Genomic DNA, 26,192 nt, shown 5'->3' on the forward strand with positions numbered 1-26,192 from the left:
GTTATGAAAAAAAGGGTTATATTAGGAGTAGCAGCAGGAGTATTAGCACTAACTAGCATAGGATTTGGGAAAAAGGAAAATATTGAGGTAAATGTACTTGGAACAACAGATTTACATGGTATAGTAAGTAAGGATTTAGAAAACTATGTAAATGAACAAAGAAAAAAAGATGAAAATTTGGTATTAGTAGATAGTGGAGATTTTTTTGATATGCAAACTCCAGAAATGAACGCGTGGTTTAACAAAAATAGTGTAATAGTTGAAGAAAATGGATTTCCTATTTGACGACTTAAAGATCAAGTAGAAGGAGTTGCTCCAATAGTAACTAATATGGGAAAATTAAAATATGATGCTGCGATTCTTGGAAACCATGAGTTTGTATCTAATAATAAAAGTCGTTTAGATACATTAATAAATGATTTTAAAGATAATAATATGGAAATATTATCAGCAAATACATATAAAAGTAATCATGAAAACTATACAAAGCCATATATTATAAAAAATATTAGTACAAAATATGGAGACTTAAAAATAGGAATATTAGGACTAACCATAAAAGAAGTAGGGGAATCAAAAGAATGGGATGGAGAAAAATTGATTCCTACTAAGTCAAGAGAATTAAAAGATCAAGATGGATATAATGGTGAGCTATATATGAATGATTTAGTAGAAGACGCTAAAAAATGGGTACCTAAAATGAAAAAAGATGGGGCTGATATAATAATAAGTGTGGTTCATAGTGGGGAAGAACCTAAAAAGCCCAAAAATCCAGGAAATAAAATAAAAGAATTAGTAAGAGAAGCTAGTGATATAGATGTTATATTTGCAGGGCATACTCATAAGACAATAGATGAAAATAAATACACTAACAAAGATGGTAAAGAAGTAATAGTAACTCAAGGTGGAAAACATTCAGAGGCAATAGCTCATTCTAAACTCCAATTAGAGAAAGTAAAAAATGGTTGGAAGGTAATAGAAAAAAGTAGTGAAGTTATATCTTTCAAATAAAAAATAATTTGGATTAATAAGGTTAAGTATTGATTATTTTAATAAACTAAATTTCATATAAAGTAAAAATATATTCAATTTATATAATAAGAAAAACTGTATTGTAATTAAAATATTAAAAGAAGTGAACTATTATAATAATTCACTTCTTTTAAATTTTTTATATTTTCAATTTCTTATATTTGGTCTATAAAAAATCTTTTATACCAAACTAAGAAAGTATATATAGTATATATTTTACGAGCATTATTAGTTTTGCCATTAAAGTGGTCATCTAAAAGTTTCACTATTTCATTAGTATCAAAAAATTCATTAGCATAATCACTTGTAAAACTTTCCTTTATTGTATTATAATATCTTTCCTCTTTAAACCAATGTCTTATAGGTACAGGGAATCCTTTTTTCTCTCTTTTAGCCCAAGCATCAGGAAGCTTATTTTTAGCAGCTTCTCTTAAAGCAAGTTTTGTAGTACCATTATTAACTCTATATTTTGGAGGGATAGTTTCTCCTACTTTCATAACTTCAACATCTAAAAATGGAACTCTTAGTTCTAGAGAATGAGCCATACTCATTTTATCAGCTTTAAGTAATATATCTCCTGCTAACCATAATTTTAAGTCAAGATATTGTTTTTTAGTTAAGTCATCCATATGTGAAACTTTATCATATATAGGTTTAGTTATATCTTTTATAGAAGGAGCATTTTTATAGTTTGGCTTTAATATAGAATTAGCCTCTTTTTCTTCAAATATAAAAGCTTGTCCTATAAAGTAATCTTCAACTTTAGAACCACCTCTAATTATTGTTGTTCTACCTTTAAAATAAGGTAGTTTTTTTGCAGTCATTGCTAATGGTTTTCTTATGAAAGAAGGAAGTTTTTTATATTTTTTTAATCTATCATCATCATCATACCATTCATATCCTCCAAAAATTTCATCAGCACCTTCGCCAGATAATACAACAGTAACATGTTCTCTAGCAAGTTTTGATAAGAAGTATAGTGGTATGCATGATGGATTTGATTGAGGTTCATCCATATGATACAAAATAGTTGATAAGTTTTCAAAACATTCTTCTGAAGTTAGTAGCTTTTGTATATTTTTAATTTCTAACATGTCAGATAGATCTTTAGCTAGTCCAGACTCATTAAAATTGTCTTCTTCAAAACCAACAGAGAAAGTTTTAGCAGGCATTAAAGATGCAGTTATATAACTAGAATCAACACCACCAGATAAAAAACTACCAACAGGTACCTCACTGTTTTTATGAATATCAACAGATTCAGCTACAACATTTTCTATTCTTTTAATACTTTCATCAAGTGAAATTTCTTCATTTTTAAATTCTACATCAAAGTACTCTCTTATTTTCAATTCACCATTTTTATAAATCATATAATGTCCTGGCTTTAATTTATAAACTCCTTTAAAGAAAGTTTCATCAAGTACTGAGTATTGAAAAGTTAAATAAGGTTTTAGAGCCTCTTTATTGACTTCTTTTTTGAAATCCTTATAAGCTAAAAAACTTTTAATCTCTGAACCAAATAATAATTTATCATTATCGATTCTAGAGTAGTAAAAAGGTTTTATACCAAAAGGGTCCCTTGCAGCAAAAAGGGTTTTAGCTTTTTTATCCCATATAGAAAAAGCAAACATACCTCTTAGTTTTTTTACCATAAATTTTCCGAACTCTTCATATGCATGTATTAAAACTTCACTATCCGTTTGAGTTTTAAATATATGACCTTTTTCAATTAGTTCATCACGTAATTCTTTATAATTATAAATTTCACCATTAAATACTAATACTAAACTATTATCTTCATTATATAAAGGTTGTAACCCATTATCAACTCCGATTATACTAAGTCTTCTAAATCCAAGGGCTATATCTTCGTTAATAAAAGTTCCCATTTCATCAGGACCCCTGTGAACAATAGCTTCTAGCATATTATTTAATATATTTTCTTTATCTGAATTTTTATCAATAAATCCTACAAATCCGCACATAAACATTACACCTCTAATTATTATCTATATTAAACTAATTTTTTATATCTTTTTAACATATATAAATTTTACAAAACTTATATAGCAATGGTGTGTCAATGATGTGTCAGTTTTGTGTCAAAATTTATCATTTAAGGTAAAAATAAGTTGTTAAAATATAGTAAGATATATATATACAAAAAATATAACCATAAATCCTATTAATGTTACAAAATTGTTTCATTCATGTAACATACATAATATATAAATAGTTTATAGTTAAATATATAATAGGTAGGTAGAATTATTTAAAAGAAAGAAGTGAAGTATCTATGGAAAAAATACTAATAGTTGAAGATGAAGAAAATATATCAGATTTACTGGCATATTCTTTAGGAAAAGAAGGATACAAAACAGAAGTAGCAGAAAATGGGAAAAAGGCTTTTGAGCTTATAGAAAGTTTTAATCCAGATTTAATAATGCTAGATTTAATGCTTCCAGATATAAGTGGATTAGATATATGTAAAAAAGTTACAACTACATATTCAACGCCTATTATAATGTTGACGGCAAAATCAGATACAATAGATAAAATACTAGGGATAGAATTAGGTGCTGATGATTATATAACAAAGCCCTTCAATGTAAGAGAGGTTATAGCAAGAGTAAAGTCTATATTTAGGAGAATAGATTTGCTATCAAAATCTATTAAAAGCGAAGAAGATAAAATAAAGCTACAAAATGGATTAGAAATAAATAAAAGTGAGATGAGAGTAAAAAATGATAAAGATGAAGCAATTCATTTAACTAGTAAAGAATATGAGTTACTACTTTATTTTATAAATAATAAAAATAAAGTATTGACGAGAAATCAGCTCTTAGAAAATATATGGGGGATAAACTTTGAATGTGAAACAAGAACAGTAGATACTCATGTTCAAAGGCTTAGAAAAAAATTAAAAGAATATAACTGTATTGAAACTGTAATAGGAACAGGATACAAACTAAATGATAAGAGTAGGTAAATATGAAAAAATCTATAACTAATAAAATAATGCTATTTTTCTTAGGAATAATATTTTTTGTAATATATTCCATAGTAACATATAGCAATTCAGTACTCAAAAATAACAATGAATTTATAATTGATAAAGAGATAAAAGAAAAATCTAAAAGCATTGACTTATACCTAAAAGAGTATTTTGAATTTAATAGACTAAACCTTAATAATATATCTTTTAGAGCGGCTTCTAGTAACATATCAAAGGATTTAAGCTACAGACTAGAAAGTATGGTATATATATATGATAGTGAAGGTAAGCTAGTATATCCAAGAACCAAAAATTCTCAAAAATTAGAGAAAACGCAAGATTTAGATGAGGCTATAGATCAAAAGGTATCTTACACTATAAAGCATAGTAATTCTAAAACCAATGTATATTCATCATATCCAATACTACATGATGATAAGTTAATAGGAATTATAAGGTATAAAAGTGATTACACATATTTATATAATCAAAGTAAATCTTTTATAGAAAAGATAGCTTATTTTTCTATAGGCGTATTTTTTATAAGTATACTAATAGCATACATTATATCTAAAAAGATAACTAAGCCTATAATAACTTTAGCTAATAAAACTAAAGAGATAGCAAGTGGTAATTTTGATATAGATATAGATATTAATTCAGATGATGAATTAGGTCGTTTAAGCTTAGATTTTGAAACCATGGCAAAAAAAATAAAACATCAAATTAAGATAATAGAAAAAGATAGAGATGATTTAATTGAATTATCAAAAAAACAAAAGAGATTTTTTGATAATGTAACCCATGAACTTAAAACACCAATGACCACTATAATAGGATATAGTGAAGTTTTAAAGGATAATCAGTTTACAGATGAAAAATTTTTTAATAAAGGTATAGATAGAATTATATCAGAGGCTAATAGGTTAAATAGAATGATAGTTCAATTAATAGAAATATCTAGAAATTCTAAAAAAGATTTTGACTATGAACTTAAAAAAATAAATGTATCAAAAATCATAATAAGTATTTGTGAGGACATGATACACAAGTCTCAAAAATATAATATGAAAATAGATGTAGATGTTAAGGAAAATTTAAAAATAATTGGAAATGAAGATAAGATAAAGGAAATATTAATAAATCTATTAGATAATGCTATTAAATATGGAAAAATAAATACAACCATATATGTAAAAGCAGAGGTTAATGATGGATATATAAATATAAAAGTAGTTGATAGTGGTGAAGGAATTTGTGAGAGTGAACTAGAAAATATATTATCACCATTTTATAGAGTATCTAAAAGTGATACTAGAGAGATTGGTAGTACAGGTTTAGGTCTTGCTATTGTAAAATCTATAGTTGAAAGTTATAACGGCATTATTGAAATACAAAGCGAAGTAAACAAAGGAACCATGGTTTTAGTTAAATTGCCTGCAATAAGTTAAGGAGGAGACATGAAAAATTTTAATATCTTTAAAAAAGAGAAAAGTAATTTAATAGTTTTGTTTTGTATTGTAGGTATACTTTCTATGATAATATACTTTGGTATAAATAAAGATAAGGAATACACTAAAAATGTAAATTTAAGTTCTAGTAAATATATATATAATGAGAATAAATTAAAAAAAAAGGATGAACCTATAAAGCTTAACTCAGTAATATCTTTAAGTAGAAATGTATTATCCATGAAGATTTTAGATAATAATATATTACTATTTGAATCAGAAAAGGGCAAAACTGATATAGTATCTATAGATATTAAAAGCAAAGAAAAAAAATTAATAAATAGCAGTAGTGCTGGAAAAGTTATGTACTATGGTTATAGAAGTATATCTCCAAATGGAGAAGTACTTCTATGCATACAAGATTATAAAAATAAACCAGTAACTAGTATATTAAACTTAAAAGAAAATAGTTCTAAGATATTAGAAAGTAGGCCTATTACAATATTAAGCTGGGTTTTAGATAGTAGTGGATTTATATATACTATAGATAATAGCTTAATTTATTATGATATAATCAATGGAACTAAAAGAGAGATATATAAATTTAAAGATGATGAGTTTATACATAAAGTCGAATTTTCTAGTGATGGAACAAAGTTATATATGTTTATGGAAAAGCTATTGAAAAATAATCATACAAAAAGTATTTTGCTAGAATATGATTTAAAAATGAATAAGTCAACTATTAAAATAAATAGCAATAATATTATAGATATGGAAGTATTCAATAATGGAAGTATATTAACTTTAGAACATAGAGATGGAATAAATAGAATATATATAAATACTAAAAATAAATCTGAAGAACTAGATATAAAAAATGTAGAATCAATTTATTTAAATAACAATAGAAGTAAACTTGTGATAATAACTACAAATAACAATTATGAGATGGAAATAGGAATATATGATGTTAAAAATAGAAGTGAAAATACTAAATTAAGTAAGGTAGGAAATATAAGTGGAATAACAAGGATAGGTTCTATAAGTATAAATAATGAAAATCAACTTGCTTATTTAGTTAGGGATAAACTACAAAATTTAAGACTATATATTTATGATATATAAATAAAACTAAAAATAAATTATATAAAATTTAAAAAATATTATAGAAATAAGCTACATAGTTAACTAAAATTATCTTATAAAGAAAGCTTAAGGGGAAGATAATATGAAATCCATAAAAATATGTATAGGAAGTGCTTGCCACTTAAAAGGATCATATGAAGTTATAGAGGTATTTAAAAAACTAATAAAGGAAAATAACTTAGAACAAGAGATAGAATTATGCGCATCCTTTTGTATAGGAAATTGTAAAGAAGCAGTATCAGTTATGAGATGGGACGGAGTAGTATTTTCTGTTGATAAAGAAAATGCAAAAGATATATTTGAGCGTGAGTTTAAGATATAAAATTAACTATCAGGGGGAATAGACTATGTGGTTTATGAGCTTTTCCAAAGCAAATTGTAAAAATTGCTATGCATGTATAAGAACTTGCTTTGTACATGCTATAAAAGTAAAAGAAGAACAAGCACATATTATAAAGGAGAGATGTATAATATGTGGCAAATGTTTTAAAGCTTGTCCACAAAATGCCAAGCTTATAAAATCAGAAGTATCTATGATAAAGCACTACAATAAAATGGGGAAAACTGTAGTTGCATCACTTGCACCAAGCTTTAGCGCAATATATGGTAAAAATAGCTTAAAAATTCCAACAGCACTAAAAAAGTTAGGATTTAATTATGTAAAAGAAGCTGTAGAGGTTACTGATCTAGTATTAGATGAATACATAAAATATGCAAATAAAGAAAATGATGATGTGTATATAACAAGCTTTTGCCCATCTATAAATAATCTAATCCAAAAACACTACCCTGAACTAACTAAAAATATAATACCTGTAACATCACCGTCAATACTACATGGAAGAATACTAAAAGAAAAATATCCAGATTCTAAAGTGGTTTTTATAGGACCGTGCTTATCTAAAAAAACTGACGCACACGATGAAAAATCTATAAATTCTGTTATAACTTTTGAAGAATTAGATAAGTGGTTTAAAGAGGAGAATATAGATTTAGAAAGTCTAGAGGATGGAGAATTTAAATATATAGAAAAAGAAAAAAGAATGTTGCCTATAATCGGAAGTATAACAGATAAAATAAAAAGTCAAAAACCAAAAAGAACTATCATACAAGTGGATGGAGTTAGGGAGTGTATAGAGGTTTTAGATGAAATAAAAAAAGGAAAATTTAAAAATACTTTATTTGAAATGACTGCCTGTAGACATGGTTGTATTGGTGGATCTGGTATGCCTGAGGACAATAATAGTGTTTATGAAAAAAAAGAAAATATAAAAGAATTTTCAAGATACTTAGATGAAAATAATAGCCTAATAATTGAAAACGACACTTCAAAAAATAAAAACATAAATATATCAATTTATAAAGAATTCCCAGCAAAAGATTATAAATTAAAACAACCAAGTGAAAATGAACTTAAGGAAATATTAAAAGATATGGGAAAATACGATAAAAGTGATGAGCTAAACTGCGGTGGATGTGGATATCATTCTTGCAGGGAAAAAGCAATAGCAGTATATAATAATATGGCTGAAATAAATATGTGTTTACCATTTATGAGAGAAAAAGCAGAAAATCTAACTAGTACTATATTTGAGATGACACCAAATATGATAGCCGTAGTAAATAAAGAATTAGAAATAGCTAGATTAAATCCAGCGGCAGAACATTTTTTTAATATGTCTAGTAATAAAGCTAAGAATATTCCTATAGGAATGTTTCTAGAAGAAGAAAAATTTAAAAATGTAAAAACAAGTAAGAAAAATATATACAAAGAAAGGATAATACTAAAAGAAAGTAACTCAACTATAATTCAAAGTATAATATGGTTAGATAAAAATCAGGTATTGCTTTGGATAGGAGACGATATAACAGAGGATGAAAAACTAAAAAATAAAATAAAAAATATGAAAATAGATGCTGTTAATATGGCTCAAGATGTTATAGACAAACAAATGATAGTAGCACAAGAAATAGCAAGTCTTCTTGGGGAAACAACGGCTCAAACTAAGGTTACACTAACAAATCTTAAACAACTTATAAAAGAAGAGGAGAATTTATAATGGATTTTTTTATAGATTTTGCTAGTAGTAGCTTAAATAAATATGGTGAAGAATTATGTGGCGATAAAGTTGAGTTTTATAATGATGAAGAGATGTTTATCGCAGTGCTATCAGATGGACTTGGAAGTGGAGTTAAAGCAAATATATTAGCAACTTTAACATCTAAAATAGCTATAACTATGCTAAAAGAAGGAGTTAAAATAGAAGAGGTTGTAGATACAATAGTAAAAACCTTACCAGTATGCTCAGAGCGTAATTTGGCATATTCAACTTTTACAATAGTTAAAATAGCAAAAGATAATATTGCCTATATTGCAGAGTTTGACAATCCTAGTATATTTTTTTTAAGTGATAGAGAAATCAAAAAAATAGAATGGAGTACTATTGATATAGGTGGACGCAAGGTAAAAGAAAGTCAGTTTAAAGTTCATGAAAAAGATACTTTAGTATTTGTCAGCGATGGAGTCATACATGCTGGAGTTGGAACTATCCTAAATTTAGGGTGGCAGTGGGAAAATGTAGATGAATACTTAAAGAAAAATATAAATAAATCTATGTCGGCTAAACAAGTAACTGATTTATTATTAGGCGCTTGCGATCAACTATATATGCAAAAGCCAGGGGATGACACAACGGTAGCTACTATAAAGGCCATAAGGCGTAAAAATGCAGTATTATTTTCAGGTCCTCCAATAGATAATGCTATAGATAGTAAAATAGTAGATACTATAATGAAGACTCATGGCAAAAAGATAGTATGTGGTGGTACTACTGCAAATATAGTAGCAAGAGAACTAGGTGTAGAACTAAAAACTAGTTTTGATATTTTTGATAAAAATATACCACCTATAGGTTATATAAAGGGGATTGACTTGGTAACAGAAGGTGTATTAACTATTAAGGAAACACTAAAAAAGCTTAAAAGAATAAAATATGAAACTAATTTAAACTTTTTATATAAAGAAGATGGTGCATCAAAATTAGCTAGAATGCTTTATGAGGATTGTACACATATAACTTTAATAGTTGGAAGGGCAATAAATCCAGCACACCAAAATCCTGATTTTCCAAATGAGCTAAGTATAAAGCTATATCTTATGAATGAACTTAAAAAAGAGCTAATAGCTTTGGGGAAAATAGTAGATATAAAATTTTACTAAAGGCACAGTTATGTGCCTTTAATTTATTATACAAGTATTTTAACATTTCATAATATAAGCGCATATAACATAAGTATTAGCCATTAAAAATTTTATAAAAATTTACGTACTTGAAATTAAAGTTTTATAGTAGTATAATTACTCCTTGATTATAAGAAAAGTAATTATAATTTTAATTAAAAAAATGATTACTGATTAAGTATTCATATCGGTATAATAGTTTAAACAAATATGAAATGAGGGATGAATTTGGAAACAAATATTACTAAAAGATTAATGATTAATAAGTTAATTTTACTTATTATCATAATAGCATTTGTAAATATGTTCTCTTTTTTATTTGGAACGGAAAATACCCTAACAGGGGTAACAGTAATAACAGGTGCATTAATGTTTAAGGATATAGATTTAGGATACAATGTCAAAGAATCTGTATTTATAACTATAGGATTATTTACTTTTATAGGAATAGTTACATATTTAACTAGTCAAGTTGGAATATTACTTGGGATATTAATAAACCTTATATCAGTATTTATGGTAATCTATATAACATCAGAAAATTTACAAACAAAAGTATTTTTACCATTTATTTTACTTTATGTATTCTTAGATGGAACACCTATTGATGAAACACAAGCTATTATGAGGGTAGTAGCATCTTTTATAGGTGGAGTTATAATGGCTTTAACACTTTATATAAGTCATTATAAAAAACAAATATCAAAAAAATCTATAAAAGAAGATTTATGTAAAGAAAATATAGATTTTTCTAGTGAAAGGTTTAGATTTGCAGTAAAAATGGCAATAGGTATAAGTATAGCAATACTTATAGGGAGGGTTTTAAATACTCAAAAGGCTATGTGGATTACTATAGCAGTAATGTCACTAACTCAACCACAACATGAAGATTCAAAACAGCGTATGAAAGAAAGACTTATAAGTACAATATTAGGAGCTATAGCTTTTGTTATATTATTTAAAGTATTGGTGCCAGAAAAATACTTTACTTTTGTAACCCTTAGCTTAGGATATATATATACATTCATATACGAATATAAAATAAAGATGTTTTTCGTAGCTATAAATGCTTTAGTGGCATCTATGTTTATATTTAATACGCCAACATCTATAGTATTAAGAATTGGATTTTTAACTATAGGAATATGTGTTGTATATATTATAAGTAAAGGTGAAGAGGTTATATCTAAAATAAAAGACAAAGAGCAATCAGCTATATTTGAATAATATAATAAAAATAATATCAATACTATATACAGAAAAGTTTAATCTGAATATAGTATTTTTAATTGGAATGAAATTATAAATTCTCTATTTTATGAAAGATTTGAGTAACAAATACAATTGAATTGAGAAAGAAGGTATATAAATTACAATAATTTATATACCTTCTTTATATTTAAAATCTTTTAGTTCTATAAAATCTGTATAAAAAATCTTTTTCTAAGGTTTTACTTAGAGTTGCACTTTCTTGAAAATTAATAAACCTTATTTCTAAAGAAGACCTATTAGTAGGAATAACTTTATGAATTAATTTTAGATTAACTATGTAACTTTTATGTGATTTGAAAAAATTTGGAGGTATTCTTTTTTCTAAATCATCAAAGTTCTCATAAAATTTTATAATATCGTGGTCTTTAGTATATAAGTTTATAGCTCTAGAGTTCTTTTCAAACATAACTATATCATCAAAATTTAGCATATGTATTTGCTTTCTTATTTTATATACAAATAAGGTATCATCTATAAAATTTGTTTTAGCTAACTTATGAGAATTTATATGGTCAATAGCTATATTTACAGAATCAATTATTTTATCCCTAGTAAATGGCTTGACTATAAAATCAACAGGATGAACTTTAAAGCTTTCTAAGCTATAATCTGAAAAGCCAGTAACAAAAATTATATGAATATCTTTGTCAATAGAAGTTATTTCTTTAGCAGTTTCAATTCCATTTTTATAAGGCATATCAATATCAATTATAAGTAAATCTATTTTTTCAGATTTAATAAACTCTATAGCCTCAATTCCATTTTTAACTTTTTTTATATAATCTACATATCCAGATTCTTTTAATATATTTTCTATATCATCTCTTATAGCTTTATCATCATCACATATTAAAACTTTTATCATATAAATCTCCTAGTTAATTATATTTGGGTATTAGTATAGTAAATTCTGTTAAAAAATCATCACTATTTGCAAATATATAATACCCATATTTATCTAATATATTTTTTACTAAATAAAGACCATAACCTCTATCTGTACCATCTTTAGTAGAGTAGCCTTCTAAAAATATTGCATCAGTGTTATATATTTTAGGGCCGTTGTTTTTTATAGATATAACATATTGAAATTCATCTTCATAGACAAATAGTTTGATGTATTTATTATCTTTAGATATTGTAGATAATGAATCAATTGCATTATCTATTATATTAAGAAGTACAGAGCTCATTTCATTAGGCTCTATAATTAGATTGTCTATAAAATCTTGTATATAAACATCAAAAGTTATATTTTTCATAAGACATTCTTCATATTTTAATGAAGCTATAGCATCAAGGTAAGATACTTTACCATATCTTGAAGTTTTACTTCTAAAGTTATTAGATATATTTGTTATATATTCTTTAGCATCATTAGTAAGCCCAGTATTTAATAAAGAGTATACTACTTGAAGATGCTTTAGATAATCATGTTTTTGACTTCGAAGTTTTGCAATAATATTATCTTTATGCTCTATTTTATTATTTGAAGCATTTAGATTTTTTTCTTTAATAATATTATCATCTACTAACTTGATAAATTTATTTCCAATATATATACAAATAATTATTAAAACAAAAGATAATGAAGTTTTAATAATGCCCCTTAAAAAATAATCATTTATAACCTCAAACAATATGTGTTTATATAAAATATTAAATAATAAAAATGTTATAAATGATACAAAAAATGATAACAAAGACTTTTTATTTAAAGAAAGTTTCCTATAAAATTCATATCTATTAAATAAAAGGCTAGTACCTATAAACAAAAGAAGTATGTATACAGGTAAGATATAAATATTATTCATAATTCCCCCTAAGTTTTCGATTCTTTAATTAAATTATAACATTTATAAAAAAATATGTAAAAAGTGGAAATTTGCAAACAAAGGTTTTAAACTTGAATATAGATATATGAATTTGTACACAAAACCATTAAAAACTTGAAAAAATGCAGTTTGATACATTTTTTTAAAGAAGCTATAATCAAATTAATCAAAAGGAAGGAAGTGGTGAATATGAAAAATGATTTGGAGATAGTTTTTAAATATATAAAAAGCTACAAATCAAGGTCATTGGCTATAGTACTTAGTGTAGTACTTGCTAGTGCATTAATAGTAGGCGTTGGGACATTATCAAGAAGCGCACAACAAGCAGACTTGGATAGATTAAAAAGAGAAACTGGAAAGTATCATGCATATTTTAAAGATATAAACAAAGACCAACTTAAAACTGTTAAAAATGGAAGAGACATAAAAGATTTAGGCATAACATCTTATTATGCATCTAGTGATGTTGGTGAAAAACTACCTATAAATATACTTTATTCAGATAAAAATTACTTAAATAGTGATACTGAACTTTTAAAAGGAAGATTTCCAAAGGGAAATAATGAAGTAGTAGTAGAAGAGTGGATTTTAAATAGTATGGGGATTGAGCCCAAACTAAATCAAGAAATAACTTTTAAATTATACAATAAAGAAAAACCTGAAACATTTAAGGTAGTTGGAATACTTAAAGATAGGTATAAAGATAAAAGTGTTGGAAGATGTGAAATGTTTTTAGGTTTAGATGAAAATAAGCTTAATAATTTTACAGCTCATGTAGAATTTAATGAAAATAGTGATATAAGTAAAAATATATCAAATATAACAAAAGAAGCTAAAATCGATAAAGAAAAACAAGTTGGTAAAAACTCTATGCTTATAGATTCTGCAAGAAATAATGGAAGACTAGATTCAGAAAGCAAAAATACATCTATAGTACTTAGTTTATTTGCAGGACTTGTAATATATAGTATATACACTACATCAATATATCAAAGAATAAGAGAATATGGAGTATTAAGAGCAATAGGAGCTACAAATTTAAAAGTATTTTTACTTATGTTATATGAACTTTTAACATTAAGTGTAGTATCAATTCCTATAGGCATAATACTTGGAATTGGTGGAGCACAATTATTTAATAAATTTGCAGGGAATATAGAGTTTGAAGGACCAGTAAAGGAAACACCATTTGTTATACCAACACAAGTTATTTTACTATCTATAGTATGCATACTTTTAGTAATGTTTGTTATAAGTATACTAACTTATATAAAAATAAGAAGAATATCACCAATTGAAGCTATAAGAAGAAATTTTAATAAAGATAAAATCAAAAGAAGTAATTTTATAATATCAAGACTAAGTAAGAATATATCACCTACTAAAAATATATCTTTAAAAAATATATTTAGAAATAAAAAAGCATTTATAATGATTATGTTTTCTATGAGTATAGGTGGGATAATGATTATAAAAACTGATTATAGCTTAACGGGAAGTAAGGAAAGAAATGAAAATAATTACAAAAAATTATATTGGCAAGGAGATTTTATGCTAAGTGTCAATGGAAGTATTGATGAAGAAAATGGTTTAAAAGATGAAGATATAAAAGACATAAAAAATATAAATGGTATTGATAAAGTTCAAACCGCTAAAATATTAAATAGTAGAATGCCAGTTAAAAAAGATGATATTTTAAATATGAAATTTTATGAAAGTCAAGCTAAGGGAGGATATGTAGGAAAGGTATTAGATGGACTTTTAATAGAAGATAAAGAAAATAATGAATATCTATTAAAGCAAAAATTAAAAGGCTATAATGATGAAATGCTAGATGAATTAAATAATCACATAGTAAGTGGTGAGATAAATAAAGAAAAAATGAAAAAAGAAAATTTAGCAGTAGTATATATTCCACATGCTTATGAACCTTATAAAGATTACAAGGATTATTATGATGTAGGAGATAGTACTTATGGAAAACCAATAGTTGATATAAAAGTAGGGGATACTGTAAAAGTAAAATATCCAAAAGGTAAAATAGATACACAAAAATATTGGCAAGGTAAAGATAACTATGAATATGATGAATATGAATTTAAAGTAGGAGCAATAGTTGATTATCCTTATGCAGATGATAGTATGTATAGTGGAGAAAATGGAGTAGACGTTATAATTAGTGATAATCAATTTAAAAATATAACTAATTTAGATAATTATGATTTAGTATATGCAACAATAAAAGATGGAGCAGACCATGAATCTATAAATAAACAATTAGGTAAAATAGGTAGTAAAGTGCCAGGAACTACTACTATAGACATGATTAAAGATAAAGAAGATGATGCTAAGATGAGTGAAAAATTCTTAATATATAACTATGGTATAGTAGCTGTTATATTTGTAATAAGTATGTTTAATATAATAAACAACGTAAGTTATAACCTAACATCAAGAACTAGCGAATTTGGAATGTTAAGAGCAGTTGGAATAAGTGATAAAGACTTTAAAAACATGATAGTATACGAAGGACTACTTTATGGTTTATTCTCAAGTGCTATAGTAATAGTGTTAGGTATACTACTTCAAATCAGAATGTATAAAAGACTTGGATTTGAAATTATAGGCATAGAGTTTGCTATTGACTATAAACTTTATCTACTTATAATAGCAGTTAATATAGTAATAGGATTACTTGCTACATATTTACCAGCAAGAAAAATAAAAGAAACTAATATAGTAGATGCTATAAATATTATAGAATAGAGGGATTTATTATGGTTATACTTGAAACTATTAATTTAGGTAAAATATATGGAAAAAAAGAAACAACTGTACATGCATTAAATGATGCTAATTTAAAGATAAACAAAGGGGAATTTGTTGCAATAGTAGGACCTAGTGGAAGCGGAAAAAGTACATTCCTACATTTAGTAGGAGGATTGGAAAGACCAAGTAGTGGAACTATAAAAGTAGATGGGAAAGATATATGTTGCTTAAGTGATAAGGAACTAGCAAAATATAGAAGACAAAAAGTTGGATTTGTATTTCAACAATACAATTTAATACCTGTACTTGACGTAGCTGAAAATATAGAATTGCCAGTAAAATTAGATAATAGAAAAGTTGATAAAGAATATATAAATGACTTAATGGATTTACTAGGAATTAGTGATAGAAAAACACATCTTCCTAATCAGTTATCAGGTGGACAACAACAGAGAGTAGCAATAGCTCGTGCACTATCATCAAAACCTAGTATAATACTTGCAGATGAACCAACAGGAAACTTAGATACTAAAACTACTGAGGAGGTTATGGAACTTCTTAAGACATCTATAAAAAAATATAATCAAACTCTTATAATGATAACTCATAATGAAAATATAGCTAAAAAAGCAGATAGAATAATATCTATAGTAGATGGTAATCTAAGTTTATCTGATAAAGAGTGTATATAATAAAAAATAACATAAGTCTAATATTAGGCTTATGTTATTTTTTTGACTTAAAACACTATTACATTACAAATTTGTAAGTATAATGTAATCTAAATCGATGGTACGTATTAACAAAAAATAATAAAATAATATCACAAATCAATACAGGAGGACATAAATGAAATTATTTAGTAATTTTACATTAAAAATTATGGCTATTATATTTATGGCTATGGATCATATTTATACTTATATGAATGGAGCATTAAACAATCAAGTACCTATATGGTTTGGATATTTAGGAAAGTTAGCTGCACCGATATTTTTCTATTTAATAGTTGAAGGTTTTTATCATACAAGAAGTAAAAGCAAATATATACAAAGACTTTTCTCAATGGCTGTATTAATGATAGGGGTAGATATAGTGTTTAAGATACCAAATAATATATTCTTATCATTAGGACTTGCAGTTTGTATGTTAAGCATGATAGAATATGCAAAATCAAGTACGAATAAATTTAGTATTCTAAATTGGAAAATTTTATTAGCTATTTTATTTGGAATAGCAGGATTTTTTACAGAAGCATCTTTATATGGAGTAGGTATGGTATTAATATTCTACTTCTTAAGAGAAAAAAAGGTTTATATGGTCTTAGCTTACATTGTGTTTAGTTTACTTGGATTAGTAACTATGATTGGACCTGATTTTATAGATGCTTCATTTTTATGGGATTACCAATGGATGATGGTATTTGCAATAATTCCAATACTTATGTACAATGGAAAATTAGGAATATCTAATAAGTTTATAAAATGGATGTTTTATTGGTTCTATCCAGTTCACTTAATTGTAATAGTATCATTAGCAAAGATAATAAGCATGTAATAATAAAAAAGGGAGTGTCTTTTAAAGACACTCCCTTTTTTATTATTTAAATACCGTTATTAGTTAGTATGAAATATACGTTAAATTAAAGTATTTATTTATATATAGCTTTAATAGGATCTAATCTAGATGCTTTAAAAGCTGGTACTATACCAAAAATAACTCCTGTTACAATAGTAGCAATAAAGGCATAGAATAAGCTATTTATATTAACTATAGCTTTAAATGGTAGGTAACTAGATGCATAGTTTACAACTATAAATCCTATTATTATACCAAGTATACCACCTAAAACTGTTATAAATACAGATTCTGTTAAAAACTGTAACATTATATCTCGAGGTTTAGCTCCTATAGCACGTCTTATACCGATTTCTCTTTGACGTTCCATTACTGATATATACATAATATTCATAACCCCAACACCACCAACAAACATAGAAATAGCAGTGATTACAGTTATAAACATATTTATATTATTTACCATAGATTCAAGTGCTTTAGTTTGTTCACTAGGATCATGAACTTGATAAGTTCCTTCTATATCCGGATGAAGTTCATGAAGTTTTTGTGTTACTCTAGAAGCTGTTTCAAATAAATCATATCCATTAGATACAACTAAATCTAATTGGTATATATCAGTTGGATACATATTTTGATTCATTAGCACATCTAAAGCTTTTTTTGGCATATATGAAGTTAGATAATCCATATCTCCATAATACATAGATTCAAAAGAATTAGATTCTTCCTTTTCTTTTTTAACAACGGAACTTTCGTCTATAACGCCTATTACTTCATATATATTTCCATTTATACTGATACCTTTACCTAAAGCATCTTCAGGAGTTCCAAATAGATCAGTTGCATTTTGTAGAGTTATTATAATAACTTTTCTATTTTCGTCTTCATAAGAAAAACTTCTTCCATATAGAGGATTTAAAGTAGTATCATCTTTTAATGGTGAAACATCAACATATGTAGCTTTTTTATCAAAATAAGCTTCAGAATAAAACATAGAATTCATAGCAAAATCATCTTTAGCAGGTCCAATTTTTTCAACACCTTCTAAAAATGATAACTCTTCTAAATCTTTAAGTTTAAATGGAGATAAAAAGCTTGTCATACCTGCCATATTAGAGTTAGTAGGTTCAAAGTATATTTGAGTTTTGTTAGGATTAACTTTGCTAACTGATTTTAGAACTTCTTTTTTAACACCATTACCAATAGAACTTACAAGTATTACAGATGTAATACCTATTATTATCCAAACTAGAGTTATAAAGACTCTAAGTTTATGTCCTTTTAAATTAGTTAATGCATTTTTCATCATATTCATAGGTTATACCTCCGATGATAATACACCATCTTTAAGTCTTATGACTTTAGTGGCATATTTTATTAAATCACTATCATGAGTAACCATTATTATAGTTTTACCTTCTTCATTTAACTTTTTTAAAACGTTCATTATATCATTACTAGTTTCACTATCAAGTGCTCCTGTTGGTTCATCTGCAAATATTAATGATGGGTTGTTAACAAGTGCACGAGCAATAGCTACTCTTTGTTGCTGTCCACCAGACAATTGAAGAGGTCTAGATTTTGCTTTATCACCAAGACCAACTGAATCTAATTTTTCTAGTATTATCTCTTGTCTTTGAGCCTTATTTAAGTGATTGCTATAAAGTAATGGAAGTTCTACATTTTGATAAATATCTAAACTTTCTATTAGATTAAACTGTTGGAATATAAATCCAATATTTTTATTTCTAAAGTCAGATTTTTGATTTTCACTAAGATTAGTAACATCTTTATCAAAAAAGAAATACTTACCCTCATCAAATTTATCTAAAAGACCTAGGGAATTAAGTAAGGTAGTTTTACCACTACCTGACTTACCCATTATCATTACAAATTCTCCTTCTTCTATTTCAAGATTTAGAGATTTTAGAACATGAAGCCTATCTTTTCCAACTTTATAATATTTTTCTATATTTTCTAGTCTAATTACATTACTCAAATTAATTCTCAGCTCCTTCAGTAGTAGTTTCAGTAGAATCATCTACATTTGAAGGTGTATTATTAGCACCTGCATTACCTGTATTTACTGGGTCGCCTTCTTTCATTTCAGGTGATATATATCTAATAACTATATCATTTGGTTCAAGACCAGAACTGATTACACTAAATTCTTCATTTTTGTCATGTATTTCGACTATTTGTTTTTTTAGTATTCCATCTAAATCTTTAAATACATAAGCTGTACCGTCTTCTTTATTTTCTAATATTGCAGTTGTTGGTACCTTAACTAATGAATTATTAACTTTTACAGAACCTTGAACATGGAATCCATTAACTAAACCTTCTTGATTTTCAAAAGATACATTAACATCATAGTAAGACATATTTCCTTGATTGCCCATATTCATTTCATTAGTATTAGTAGTTGGTCTATCTGATATAAAGCTAATTCTACCACTTAAATTTTTGTTATTTGAAAATACTAATACATCTACAGGATCATCCATTTGAAGTTTGACTAAATCTTGTTCACTTACTTGACCTTGCATATAAAATGTTGAACTTATAAGTGTCATAAATGATGAAGTTTGACCTTGCATATTATTATTTTCAGATTCATTATTATTTAGATAAACTTTACCAGCAAAAGGTGCATAAGTATTTACATAAGCTTTTTTATCTAGTGCTGATATTTGTGCATTTATTTTGTTTATTTCTGTTTTTATAGTAGGGTCATTTTCTGTATTTGCTTTTTTAAGTTCATTAACTTGAGCTTTAAGACCATCTATTTCATCTAGTATATTTTGATTTTTAGTTGTAAATAATAAATCCCCTTGTTTTACAATCTTACCATTTGTAACATTTAACTTACTTATTTCACCCTCAGTAGAAGGATTAAAGTCTTTTGTTTGAGTAGGTACTATAACCCCATTTATAAATACCTTTTCACTATCTGCTATAGTGTAAGTTTCTATTTGAGCATTTAACTCATTTACTTCATTATTTATTTTATTATTCCTATAAATAAAATAACCGCTTCCAAGTGCTATTATTACTACTGCACTTACCCCAATCATAACTTTTTTGTTTTTAAATTTCTCTAAAAAAGACATATTTTCCTCCTCATGTAAAAAAATCCATTCATTAGTAGATTATAATTGAAAATGGCTATATAAGTCAAAGTAAAATGGAAAATATACAAATTTGTAATTAAATGGGAAACGTTTTCTTAATAAAAAATAAAAAAAATTAAAAAATATGATAATAAATTAAAAATTTGGGTATATAAATTTATATTAGATATGTCGAAAAATGGCAAATCTAATATATAAAAACCATAGTTTAAAGTTTAAAGCACTATATGACAACCTTATAAATATTAGAGGGTTGTCATATAAGATGATTAAATTTTTTTAGACAATAAAATAAAGTAGCAGAGGGGAAAAATCATGAAACATTTATTTACAGAAAAAGTTGTACCAGTAGAATTAGACAATCCAGCTATACAAATTGATTACGATAAGTGCATAAAGTGCGGATTATGTAAACGTACTTGTGATAATGATATAGCTGTTGCTGGAAGATTTAACCTAGAGGAAACAGGTGATGTAGCTATATGTATACATTGTGGACAATGTGCAGTAGCATGTCCAGTAGGAGCTATAACTCAAGTAGAAGACTATCAAAAAGTTAAAGAAGCTATAAATGATCCTGAAAAAATAGTAATATTTAATACAGCTCCAGCAGTTAGAGTTGCACTTGGAGAAGAGTTTGGATATGAAGTAGGTTCATATGTTGAAGATAAAATGGTAGCTGCACTTAGAAAATTAGGTGGAGAGTATGTATTTGATGTAACTTTTGGTGCGGATATGACAATAATGGAAGAAGCAAATGAGTTAGTTGACAGAATCATCAATAAAAGTGAGAACTTACCTCAATTTACAAGTTGTTGTCCATCTTGGGTTAAGTATGTAGAAACTTTCTACCCAGAGTTTATACCAAATCTATCTACAACTAAAAGTCCAATAGGTATACAAGGAGCTGCTATAAAAACATACTTTGCTAAAGAAGCAAATATAGATCCAGCTAAAATAGTAAATGTAACAATAACACCATGTACATCTAAAAAATATGAAATAAGTAGACCTGAAATGAATTCTTCTAGCAAATACAATAATATAGAAGGATTAAGAGACAATGATTACATATTAACTACTAAAGAGCTAGCTAAGTGGATAAGAGAAGAAGATATAGATTTTGAAGCTTTAGAAGGTTCTAACTTTGATGACCTAATGGGACAAGGTAGTGGAGCTGGTATTATATTTGGTAATAGTGGTGGAGTTATGGAAGCTGCAGTAAGAACAGCTTATCATGTATTAACAGGAGAGAGACCAACTAAAGAATTATTAGATTTTAAGCCAGTTAGAGGTCTTGAAGGAGTTAAAGAAGCTACACTTCAAATAGAAGATAAAGTTATAAAAGTTGCTGCTGTTCAAACTACAAATAATGCGGAAGCTTTAATGGAAAAAATAAAAAGTGGTGAAGTAGATTATCAATTTGTAGAGGTAATGACATGTAAAGGTGGATGTATAGGTGGGGCTGGACAACCTAAACAGCCTAAAAAGAAAGTAACTAATGAAATAAGATTAAAGCGTATAGAAGGATTATACAATAAAGATGCTCATATAAATGTAAAATGTAGCTATGAAAACCCAGAAGTTATAAAAGCTTATGATGAATTCTTTGAAAAACCATTATCTCATGTATCTCATGAACTTTTACATACAGAATTTGATTCTAAATATTATATGTTAGGTCGTGGAGATGTTAAAGTTGATAATGCTAAAAGTGAAGAAAAAAGCATTGGATAAAAAGTTATTTATATGAATAATTTAGTACAAAGGAATATTTAATATAATATGTCTCAGAATACATGAGTTTTATAGTTAATTCATAAAACTTATGCATTTTGAGACTCTGATAAATTGATTAAAAAATTTTTTGAAAATTAATTAAAATAATAAAATTTTAATTTGAATATATTAAATGAAATTTTAATAGTGCTTAAAACTTATTTTAAGTAGTATTGAGATTTTATTTTAACTCAATTAAAGAGGTGATATTAATGAATGTTATAGATATAATAAATAAACTATATAGTGAAAATGACGCAAGCAAAGAAGAATTACTTTATCTACTTGATAATATAAATGAAGAAGAAAAAAATCTTCTAATAGAAAAAGCGCATGAAACGAGAATGAGAACTTATTCAAATAAAGTTTATTTAAGAGGGCTTATAGAACTTACAAGCTTTTGTAAGAAGGATTGTTTGTATTGTGGGCTTAGAAGGAGTAATAAAAGTGCCGAGAGATATAGACTAAATATTGATGAAGTTTTAGAATGCGTTAGAAAAGGAGATAAGCTAGGATATAAAACTTTTGTACTTCAGGGTGGTGAAGATGCATATTATACTGATGATGTTATGGTAGAAATTATAACTGCTATAAAAAATGAATTTCCAAATAATGCTTTAACTTTATCTTTAGGTGAGAGAAGTTATGAATCTTATGAAAAAATGTTTAAAGCAGGTGCGGATAGATATTTATTAAGACATGAAAGTGCATCTAAGAAGCTATATGAATCTATTCATCCAGGAGAACCCTATGAAGTTAGATTTAATTGCTTAAAAAATCTAAAGGAAATAGGATATCAAGCAGGAGCAGGATTTATGGTAGGAATACCAAATCAAACTAATGAAGATTTAGCTAATGATTTAAGGTTTGTAAAGGAGTTTGAACCTGCAATGTGTGGAATAGGACCTTTTATTCCTCATAAAGATACTCCACTTAAGGACTATCCTCATGGGAGCTTAGAAAAAACTGTAATATGTTTAGCTATAGTTAGATTATTACTTCCAAAAGTATTACTTCCTGCAACAACTGCCTTATCAAGTATTGATAAAAATGGAAGAAATGCAGGCCTTAAAGCTGGTGGAAATGTTATAATGCCAAATTTATCACCTATGAGTGTTAGAAAAAAATATTCTCTATACAATAATAAAGCATACATATTAGATGAAGATGCAGAATATAGAAGATTAACTGAAGAAAAAATAAAAGAAGCTGGATTTGAAGTTGAAATAACTAGAGGAGATAATCCTGATTTTAGAGGCTAATATGAAAATAGTATAAGTTTTAAAAGCACAAATTAATAAATGTTACTTAAATTTAACTAAAGGAGATGTTTTAAATGTTTATAGATCATGAATATATATACAAAATATTAGAGGAAACTAAAAATCCTTCAAATGAAGAGATAAAAGAAGTATTAAATAAAGCTAAAAAAAGAGAAGGATTATCTTATAAAGATATAGCAATACTTCTTCAAGCTGAAGATGAGAAAGATTTAGAAGAGATATATTCATTAGCAGGGCAAATTAAAAAAGACATCTATGGAAAAAGAATAGTAGTATTTGCACCACTTTATGTAAGTGATTACTGTGTAAATAACTGTGTGTACTGTGGTTATCAAAGAGATAATAAGTTTAATAGAAGAAGACTTACAATGGATGAAGTAGCAGAAGAAGTAAGAATACTTGAACAAATGGGACATAAAAGGTTAGCATTAGAACTTGGAGAGGACCCTGTTAATGCACCTATAGATTATGTATTAGAATGTTTAGATACAATATATAAAACTCAAAATGCAAATGGAGAAATAAGAAGAGTTAATGTAAATATAGCAGCGACTACTGTAGAAAATTATAAAGCTCTTCACGAGAAAGGAATAGGAACGTATATATTATTCCAAGAAACTTATCATAAGCCAACATATGATTTAATGCATCCTAAGTCTATAAAAGGAGATTATAATTATCATTTAACAGCTTTTGATAGAGCTATGCAGGCAGGAATAGATGATGTAGGAGCTGGAGTATTATTTGGACTAGCAGACCCTAGATTTGAAGTTTTAGGACTTATGATGCATAATGCTCACTTAGAAGAAAAATATGGTGTAGGATTCCATACTATATCAGTACCAAGACTTCAAGAAGCTAAGGGGGTTACGTTAGAAAATTATCCACATTTACTTAGTGATAAAATGTTTAAAAAGATAGTAGCAATACTTAGAATTGCAGTACCATTTACAGGACTTATACTTTCAACAAGAGAAACTCCAGCTATGAGAAAAGAACTATTAAAATATGGAGTAAGTCAAATATCTGCAGGTTCTTCAACTGGTGTTGGTGGATATAAGGAAAGAGAAGAAGGAAAAGAAACTAAACAGTTTAAGACTAATGATGAGAGAAGTCCTATAGAAATACTAAAAGAATTATTAAATGATGGATATATACCAAGTTACTGTACAGCATGTTATAGAAAAGGTAGAACTGGAGATAGATTTATGCAACTTGCCAAGTCTGGTAATATAAAATATGTATGTGAACCTAATGCACTTATGACACTTCATGAGTTTACATTAGACTATGGAGATAAAGAGTTATATGATAAAGCACAAGAAATAATAAACACTGAAGTCGAAAGTATAGAAAGAGAAGATATTAAATCTTATACAAAGGAAAGTTTAGAAAAAATGAAGTCTGGAGAAAGAGATTTCTATCTTTAGGAGGTAATTATGAACAATACTCCAAATGCAAATAGAAAACATATTGGGATATATGGTAATACTAATAGTGGTAAATCCTCTTTAATGAATAAAATATTAGGCCAAGAAATATCACTAGTATCTAGTGTAGAAGGAACAACAACAGACCCTGTTCAAAAGGCTATGGAGTTAATTCCTTTTGGTCCAGTATTATTAATAGATACAGCAGGTCTTGAAGATAAAAGTGAATTAGGCAAAATGAGGATTAAAAAAAGCTATGACTATTTAAAAAGATTAGACTTTGCTATGTATGTAGTAGACGGTAAAAATCCCGATATAAGTACATATAAGACTTGGAAGAGGGAAGCTAATAAATATAATATACCTCATATAGTAGTTGTAAATAAATTAGATAAGCTAAAAAACAATGAGATAGATAATATAAATAAAGAATTCAAAAATCCAATATATGTATCAGCTAAAGAAAATACTAATATAGATTCTTTAAAAGAAACTATTATAAAAAAATTAGAAACTGAAGAAGAAGATAGGCCAATAGTAGGAGACTTACTAGATTATGGTTCTAAAGTTGTATTAGTAGTACCAATAGATTCAGAAGCTCCTAAAGGTAGGATAATACTTCCACAAGTCCAAGTGATAAGAGATTGTTTAGATCATGGCATAAAGACTTATGTGGTAAGAGATACTGAACTAGTTGACGCAATAAAAGATTTAAAAGATATAGATTTAGTTATAACTGACTCACAAGCATTTAAAGAAGTAGATGCTATGATACCAAAGGATATGAAGCTTACAAGTTTTTCAATACTATTTGCTAGACAAAAAGGAGAGCTTAAAGATTTTATAAATGGAGCTAGAAAACTTAAAGACTTAAAACCAGGTCAAAAAGTATTAATGTGTGAAAGTTGTACCCACAATATAAGTCATGAGGATATTGGTAGAGTTAAAATACCTAAAATTCTAGAAAAAATAGCAGGTGGTAAGCTAGATTTTGATTTTAAGGTAGGTTATGACTTTGCTAATGACATAGAAAATTATGATTTAGTAATACACTGTGGGGCTTGTATGGTTAATAGAAAAAGTGTAATAAACAAAATAAATCTATGCAAAGAAAAAAATATACCTATAACTAACTATGGCTTAGTTATAGCTTACTTTACTGGGATACTAGATAGAAGTATTGAGATATTTAAATAAAATAAGGAGGAACGATTCGTTCCTCCTTATTTTATAAATTA

At 26.7% G+C, this 26,192-nt stretch carries 22 protein-coding genes; 16 read left to right on the forward strand and 6 right to left on the reverse strand.

Annotated features, from left to right (window positions below; all coding sequences use genetic code 11):
• The first annotated feature begins 3 nt into the window (after nt 1–3).
• Nucleotides 4–285 carry a hypothetical protein gene (locus tag I2H23_RS03060; protein ID WP_195581037.1) on the forward strand — a complete coding sequence of 94 codons (282 nt, stop codon included), beginning with the start codon at nt 4–6 and terminating at the stop codon, nt 283–285.
• A gap of 45 nt (nt 286–330) precedes the next feature.
• Nucleotides 331–1,011, forward strand: a complete 681-nt coding sequence (locus I2H23_RS03065; protein WP_195581038.1) for a metallophosphoesterase — start codon at nt 331–333, stop codon at nt 1,009–1,011.
• Between the two features lie 176 nt (nt 1,012–1,187).
• Here I2H23_RS03065 and asnB read toward each other — a convergent pair whose 3' ends face one another.
• A complete protein-coding gene (gene asnB / locus I2H23_RS03070) occupies nt 1,188–3,020 on the reverse strand; it encodes an asparagine synthase (glutamine-hydrolyzing) (protein WP_166505263.1) in 1,833 nt (610 codons plus the stop codon).
• A gap of 311 nt (nt 3,021–3,331) precedes the next feature.
• Here asnB and I2H23_RS03075 point away from each other — a divergent pair, with 311 nt between their 5' ends.
• From I2H23_RS03075 to I2H23_RS03105, 7 genes are all read left to right on the forward strand, one after another.
• Complete coding sequence (locus I2H23_RS03075) at nt 3,332–4,024, forward strand: response regulator transcription factor (RefSeq protein WP_092926244.1); 693 nt, start codon at nt 3,332–3,334, stop codon at nt 4,022–4,024.
• Between the two features lie 2 nt (nt 4,025–4,026).
• Nucleotides 4,027–5,481, forward strand: a complete 1,455-nt coding sequence (locus tag I2H23_RS03080) for a HAMP domain-containing sensor histidine kinase (RefSeq protein ID WP_092926242.1) — start codon at nt 4,027–4,029, stop codon at nt 5,479–5,481.
• Nucleotides 5,482–5,490: 9 nt separating this feature from the next.
• Entirely contained in the window at nt 5,491–6,609 is a 1,119-nt protein-coding gene (locus tag I2H23_RS03085; protein ID WP_092926240.1) for a hypothetical protein, read from the forward strand.
• Nucleotides 6,610–6,712: 103 nt separating this feature from the next.
• The gene (locus I2H23_RS03090) at nt 6,713–6,952 is read left to right on the forward strand and encodes a (2Fe-2S) ferredoxin domain-containing protein (RefSeq protein WP_092926238.1); all 240 of its coding nucleotides are present in this window, start codon (nt 6,713–6,715) and stop codon (nt 6,950–6,952) included.
• 25 nt (nt 6,953–6,977) lie between these two features.
• Entirely contained in the window at nt 6,978–8,690 is a 1,713-nt protein-coding gene (locus I2H23_RS03095) for a [Fe-Fe] hydrogenase large subunit C-terminal domain-containing protein (protein ID WP_195581039.1), read from the forward strand.
• Nucleotides 8,690–9,850: a SpoIIE family protein phosphatase gene (locus I2H23_RS03100; protein ID WP_092926234.1), complete on the forward strand. Its 1,161-nt coding sequence runs from the start codon at nt 8,690–8,692 to the stop codon at nt 9,848–9,850. The genes I2H23_RS03095 and I2H23_RS03100 overlap by 1 nt, the downstream gene beginning before the upstream one ends.
• 249 nt (nt 9,851–10,099) lie before the next feature.
• Nucleotides 10,100–11,098 (forward strand): FUSC family protein, encoded by a 999-nt coding sequence (locus I2H23_RS03105; RefSeq protein WP_176698688.1) that lies wholly within the window; start codon nt 10,100–10,102, stop codon nt 11,096–11,098.
• Nucleotides 11,099–11,270: 172 nt separating this feature from the next.
• Here I2H23_RS03105 and I2H23_RS03110 read toward each other — a convergent pair whose 3' ends face one another.
• Together I2H23_RS03110 and I2H23_RS03115 are read right to left on the reverse strand one after the other, a co-directional pair.
• A complete protein-coding gene (locus I2H23_RS03110; RefSeq protein ID WP_092926230.1) occupies nt 11,271–12,008 on the reverse strand; it encodes a LytR/AlgR family response regulator transcription factor in 738 nt (245 codons plus the stop codon).
• Nucleotides 12,009–12,021: 13 nt separating this feature from the next.
• Complete coding sequence (locus I2H23_RS03115) at nt 12,022–12,957, reverse strand: sensor histidine kinase (RefSeq protein WP_092926228.1); 936 nt, start codon at nt 12,955–12,957, stop codon at nt 12,022–12,024.
• A 210-nt stretch (nt 12,958–13,167) separates the two neighbouring features.
• Here I2H23_RS03115 and I2H23_RS03120 point away from each other — a divergent pair, with 210 nt between their 5' ends.
• The 3 genes from I2H23_RS03120 to I2H23_RS03130 all read left to right on the forward strand — a co-directional run bounded on the left by I2H23_RS03120 (nt 13,168) and on the right by I2H23_RS03130 (nt 17,304).
• Nucleotides 13,168–15,744: an ABC transporter permease gene (locus I2H23_RS03120; RefSeq protein WP_092926226.1), complete on the forward strand. Its 2,577-nt coding sequence runs from the start codon at nt 13,168–13,170 to the stop codon at nt 15,742–15,744.
• An 11-nt stretch (nt 15,745–15,755) separates the two neighbouring features.
• Nucleotides 15,756–16,439: an ABC transporter ATP-binding protein gene (locus tag I2H23_RS03125; RefSeq protein WP_092926224.1), complete on the forward strand. Its 684-nt coding sequence runs from the start codon at nt 15,756–15,758 to the stop codon at nt 16,437–16,439.
• A 157-nt stretch (nt 16,440–16,596) separates the two neighbouring features.
• Nucleotides 16,597–17,304 carry a TraX family protein gene (locus tag I2H23_RS03130; RefSeq protein WP_195581040.1) on the forward strand — a complete coding sequence of 236 codons (708 nt, stop codon included), beginning with the start codon at nt 16,597–16,599 and terminating at the stop codon, nt 17,302–17,304.
• A gap of 94 nt (nt 17,305–17,398) precedes the next feature.
• On the opposite strand, the gene I2H23_RS03135 is transcribed toward I2H23_RS03130, so the two are convergent.
• Genes I2H23_RS03135 through I2H23_RS03145 form a run of 3 tightly spaced genes read right to left on the reverse strand, consistent with a single transcriptional unit; the run spans nt 17,399 to nt 20,441 of the window.
• Nucleotides 17,399–18,643, reverse strand: coding sequence for an ABC transporter permease (locus I2H23_RS03135; protein ID WP_092926220.1), 1,245 nt, complete (start codon nt 18,641–18,643; stop codon nt 17,399–17,401).
• Nucleotides 18,644–18,646: 3 nt separating this feature from the next.
• Entirely contained in the window at nt 18,647–19,327 is a 681-nt protein-coding gene (locus I2H23_RS03140) for an ABC transporter ATP-binding protein (RefSeq protein ID WP_330405593.1), read from the reverse strand.
• A 1-nt stretch (nt 19,328) separates the two neighbouring features.
• Nucleotides 19,329–20,441, reverse strand: coding sequence for an efflux RND transporter periplasmic adaptor subunit (locus I2H23_RS03145; protein WP_092926216.1), 1,113 nt, complete (start codon nt 20,439–20,441; stop codon nt 19,329–19,331).
• Between the two features lie 336 nt (nt 20,442–20,777).
• On the opposite strand from I2H23_RS03145, the gene I2H23_RS03150 reads away from it, so the two are divergent.
• The 4 genes from I2H23_RS03150 to hydF all read left to right on the forward strand — a co-directional run bounded on the left by I2H23_RS03150 (nt 20,778) and on the right by hydF (nt 26,151).
• Nucleotides 20,778–22,199: a [FeFe] hydrogenase, group A gene (locus I2H23_RS03150; RefSeq protein ID WP_092926214.1), complete on the forward strand. Its 1,422-nt coding sequence runs from the start codon at nt 20,778–20,780 to the stop codon at nt 22,197–22,199.
• Between the two features lie 254 nt (nt 22,200–22,453).
• Nucleotides 22,454–23,503, forward strand: coding sequence for a [FeFe] hydrogenase H-cluster radical SAM maturase HydE (hydE, locus tag I2H23_RS03155; protein WP_092926212.1), 1,050 nt, complete (start codon nt 22,454–22,456; stop codon nt 23,501–23,503).
• Between the two features lie 74 nt (nt 23,504–23,577).
• Complete coding sequence (gene hydG, locus I2H23_RS03160; RefSeq protein WP_195237093.1) at nt 23,578–24,954, forward strand: [FeFe] hydrogenase H-cluster radical SAM maturase HydG; 1,377 nt, start codon at nt 23,578–23,580, stop codon at nt 24,952–24,954.
• 9 nt (nt 24,955–24,963) lie between these two features.
• The gene (gene hydF, locus I2H23_RS03165; protein WP_166505274.1) at nt 24,964–26,151 is read left to right on the forward strand and encodes a [FeFe] hydrogenase H-cluster maturation GTPase HydF; all 1,188 of its coding nucleotides are present in this window, start codon (nt 24,964–24,966) and stop codon (nt 26,149–26,151) included.
• Nucleotides 26,152–26,192 lie beyond the last annotated feature (41 nt).

This window comes from Romboutsia sp. BSD2780061687b_171204_C1, assembly GCF_015560225.1.
GTDB classification, from domain to species: Bacteria; Bacillota; Clostridia; order Peptostreptococcales; family Peptostreptococcaceae; genus Romboutsia_C; species Romboutsia_C hominis.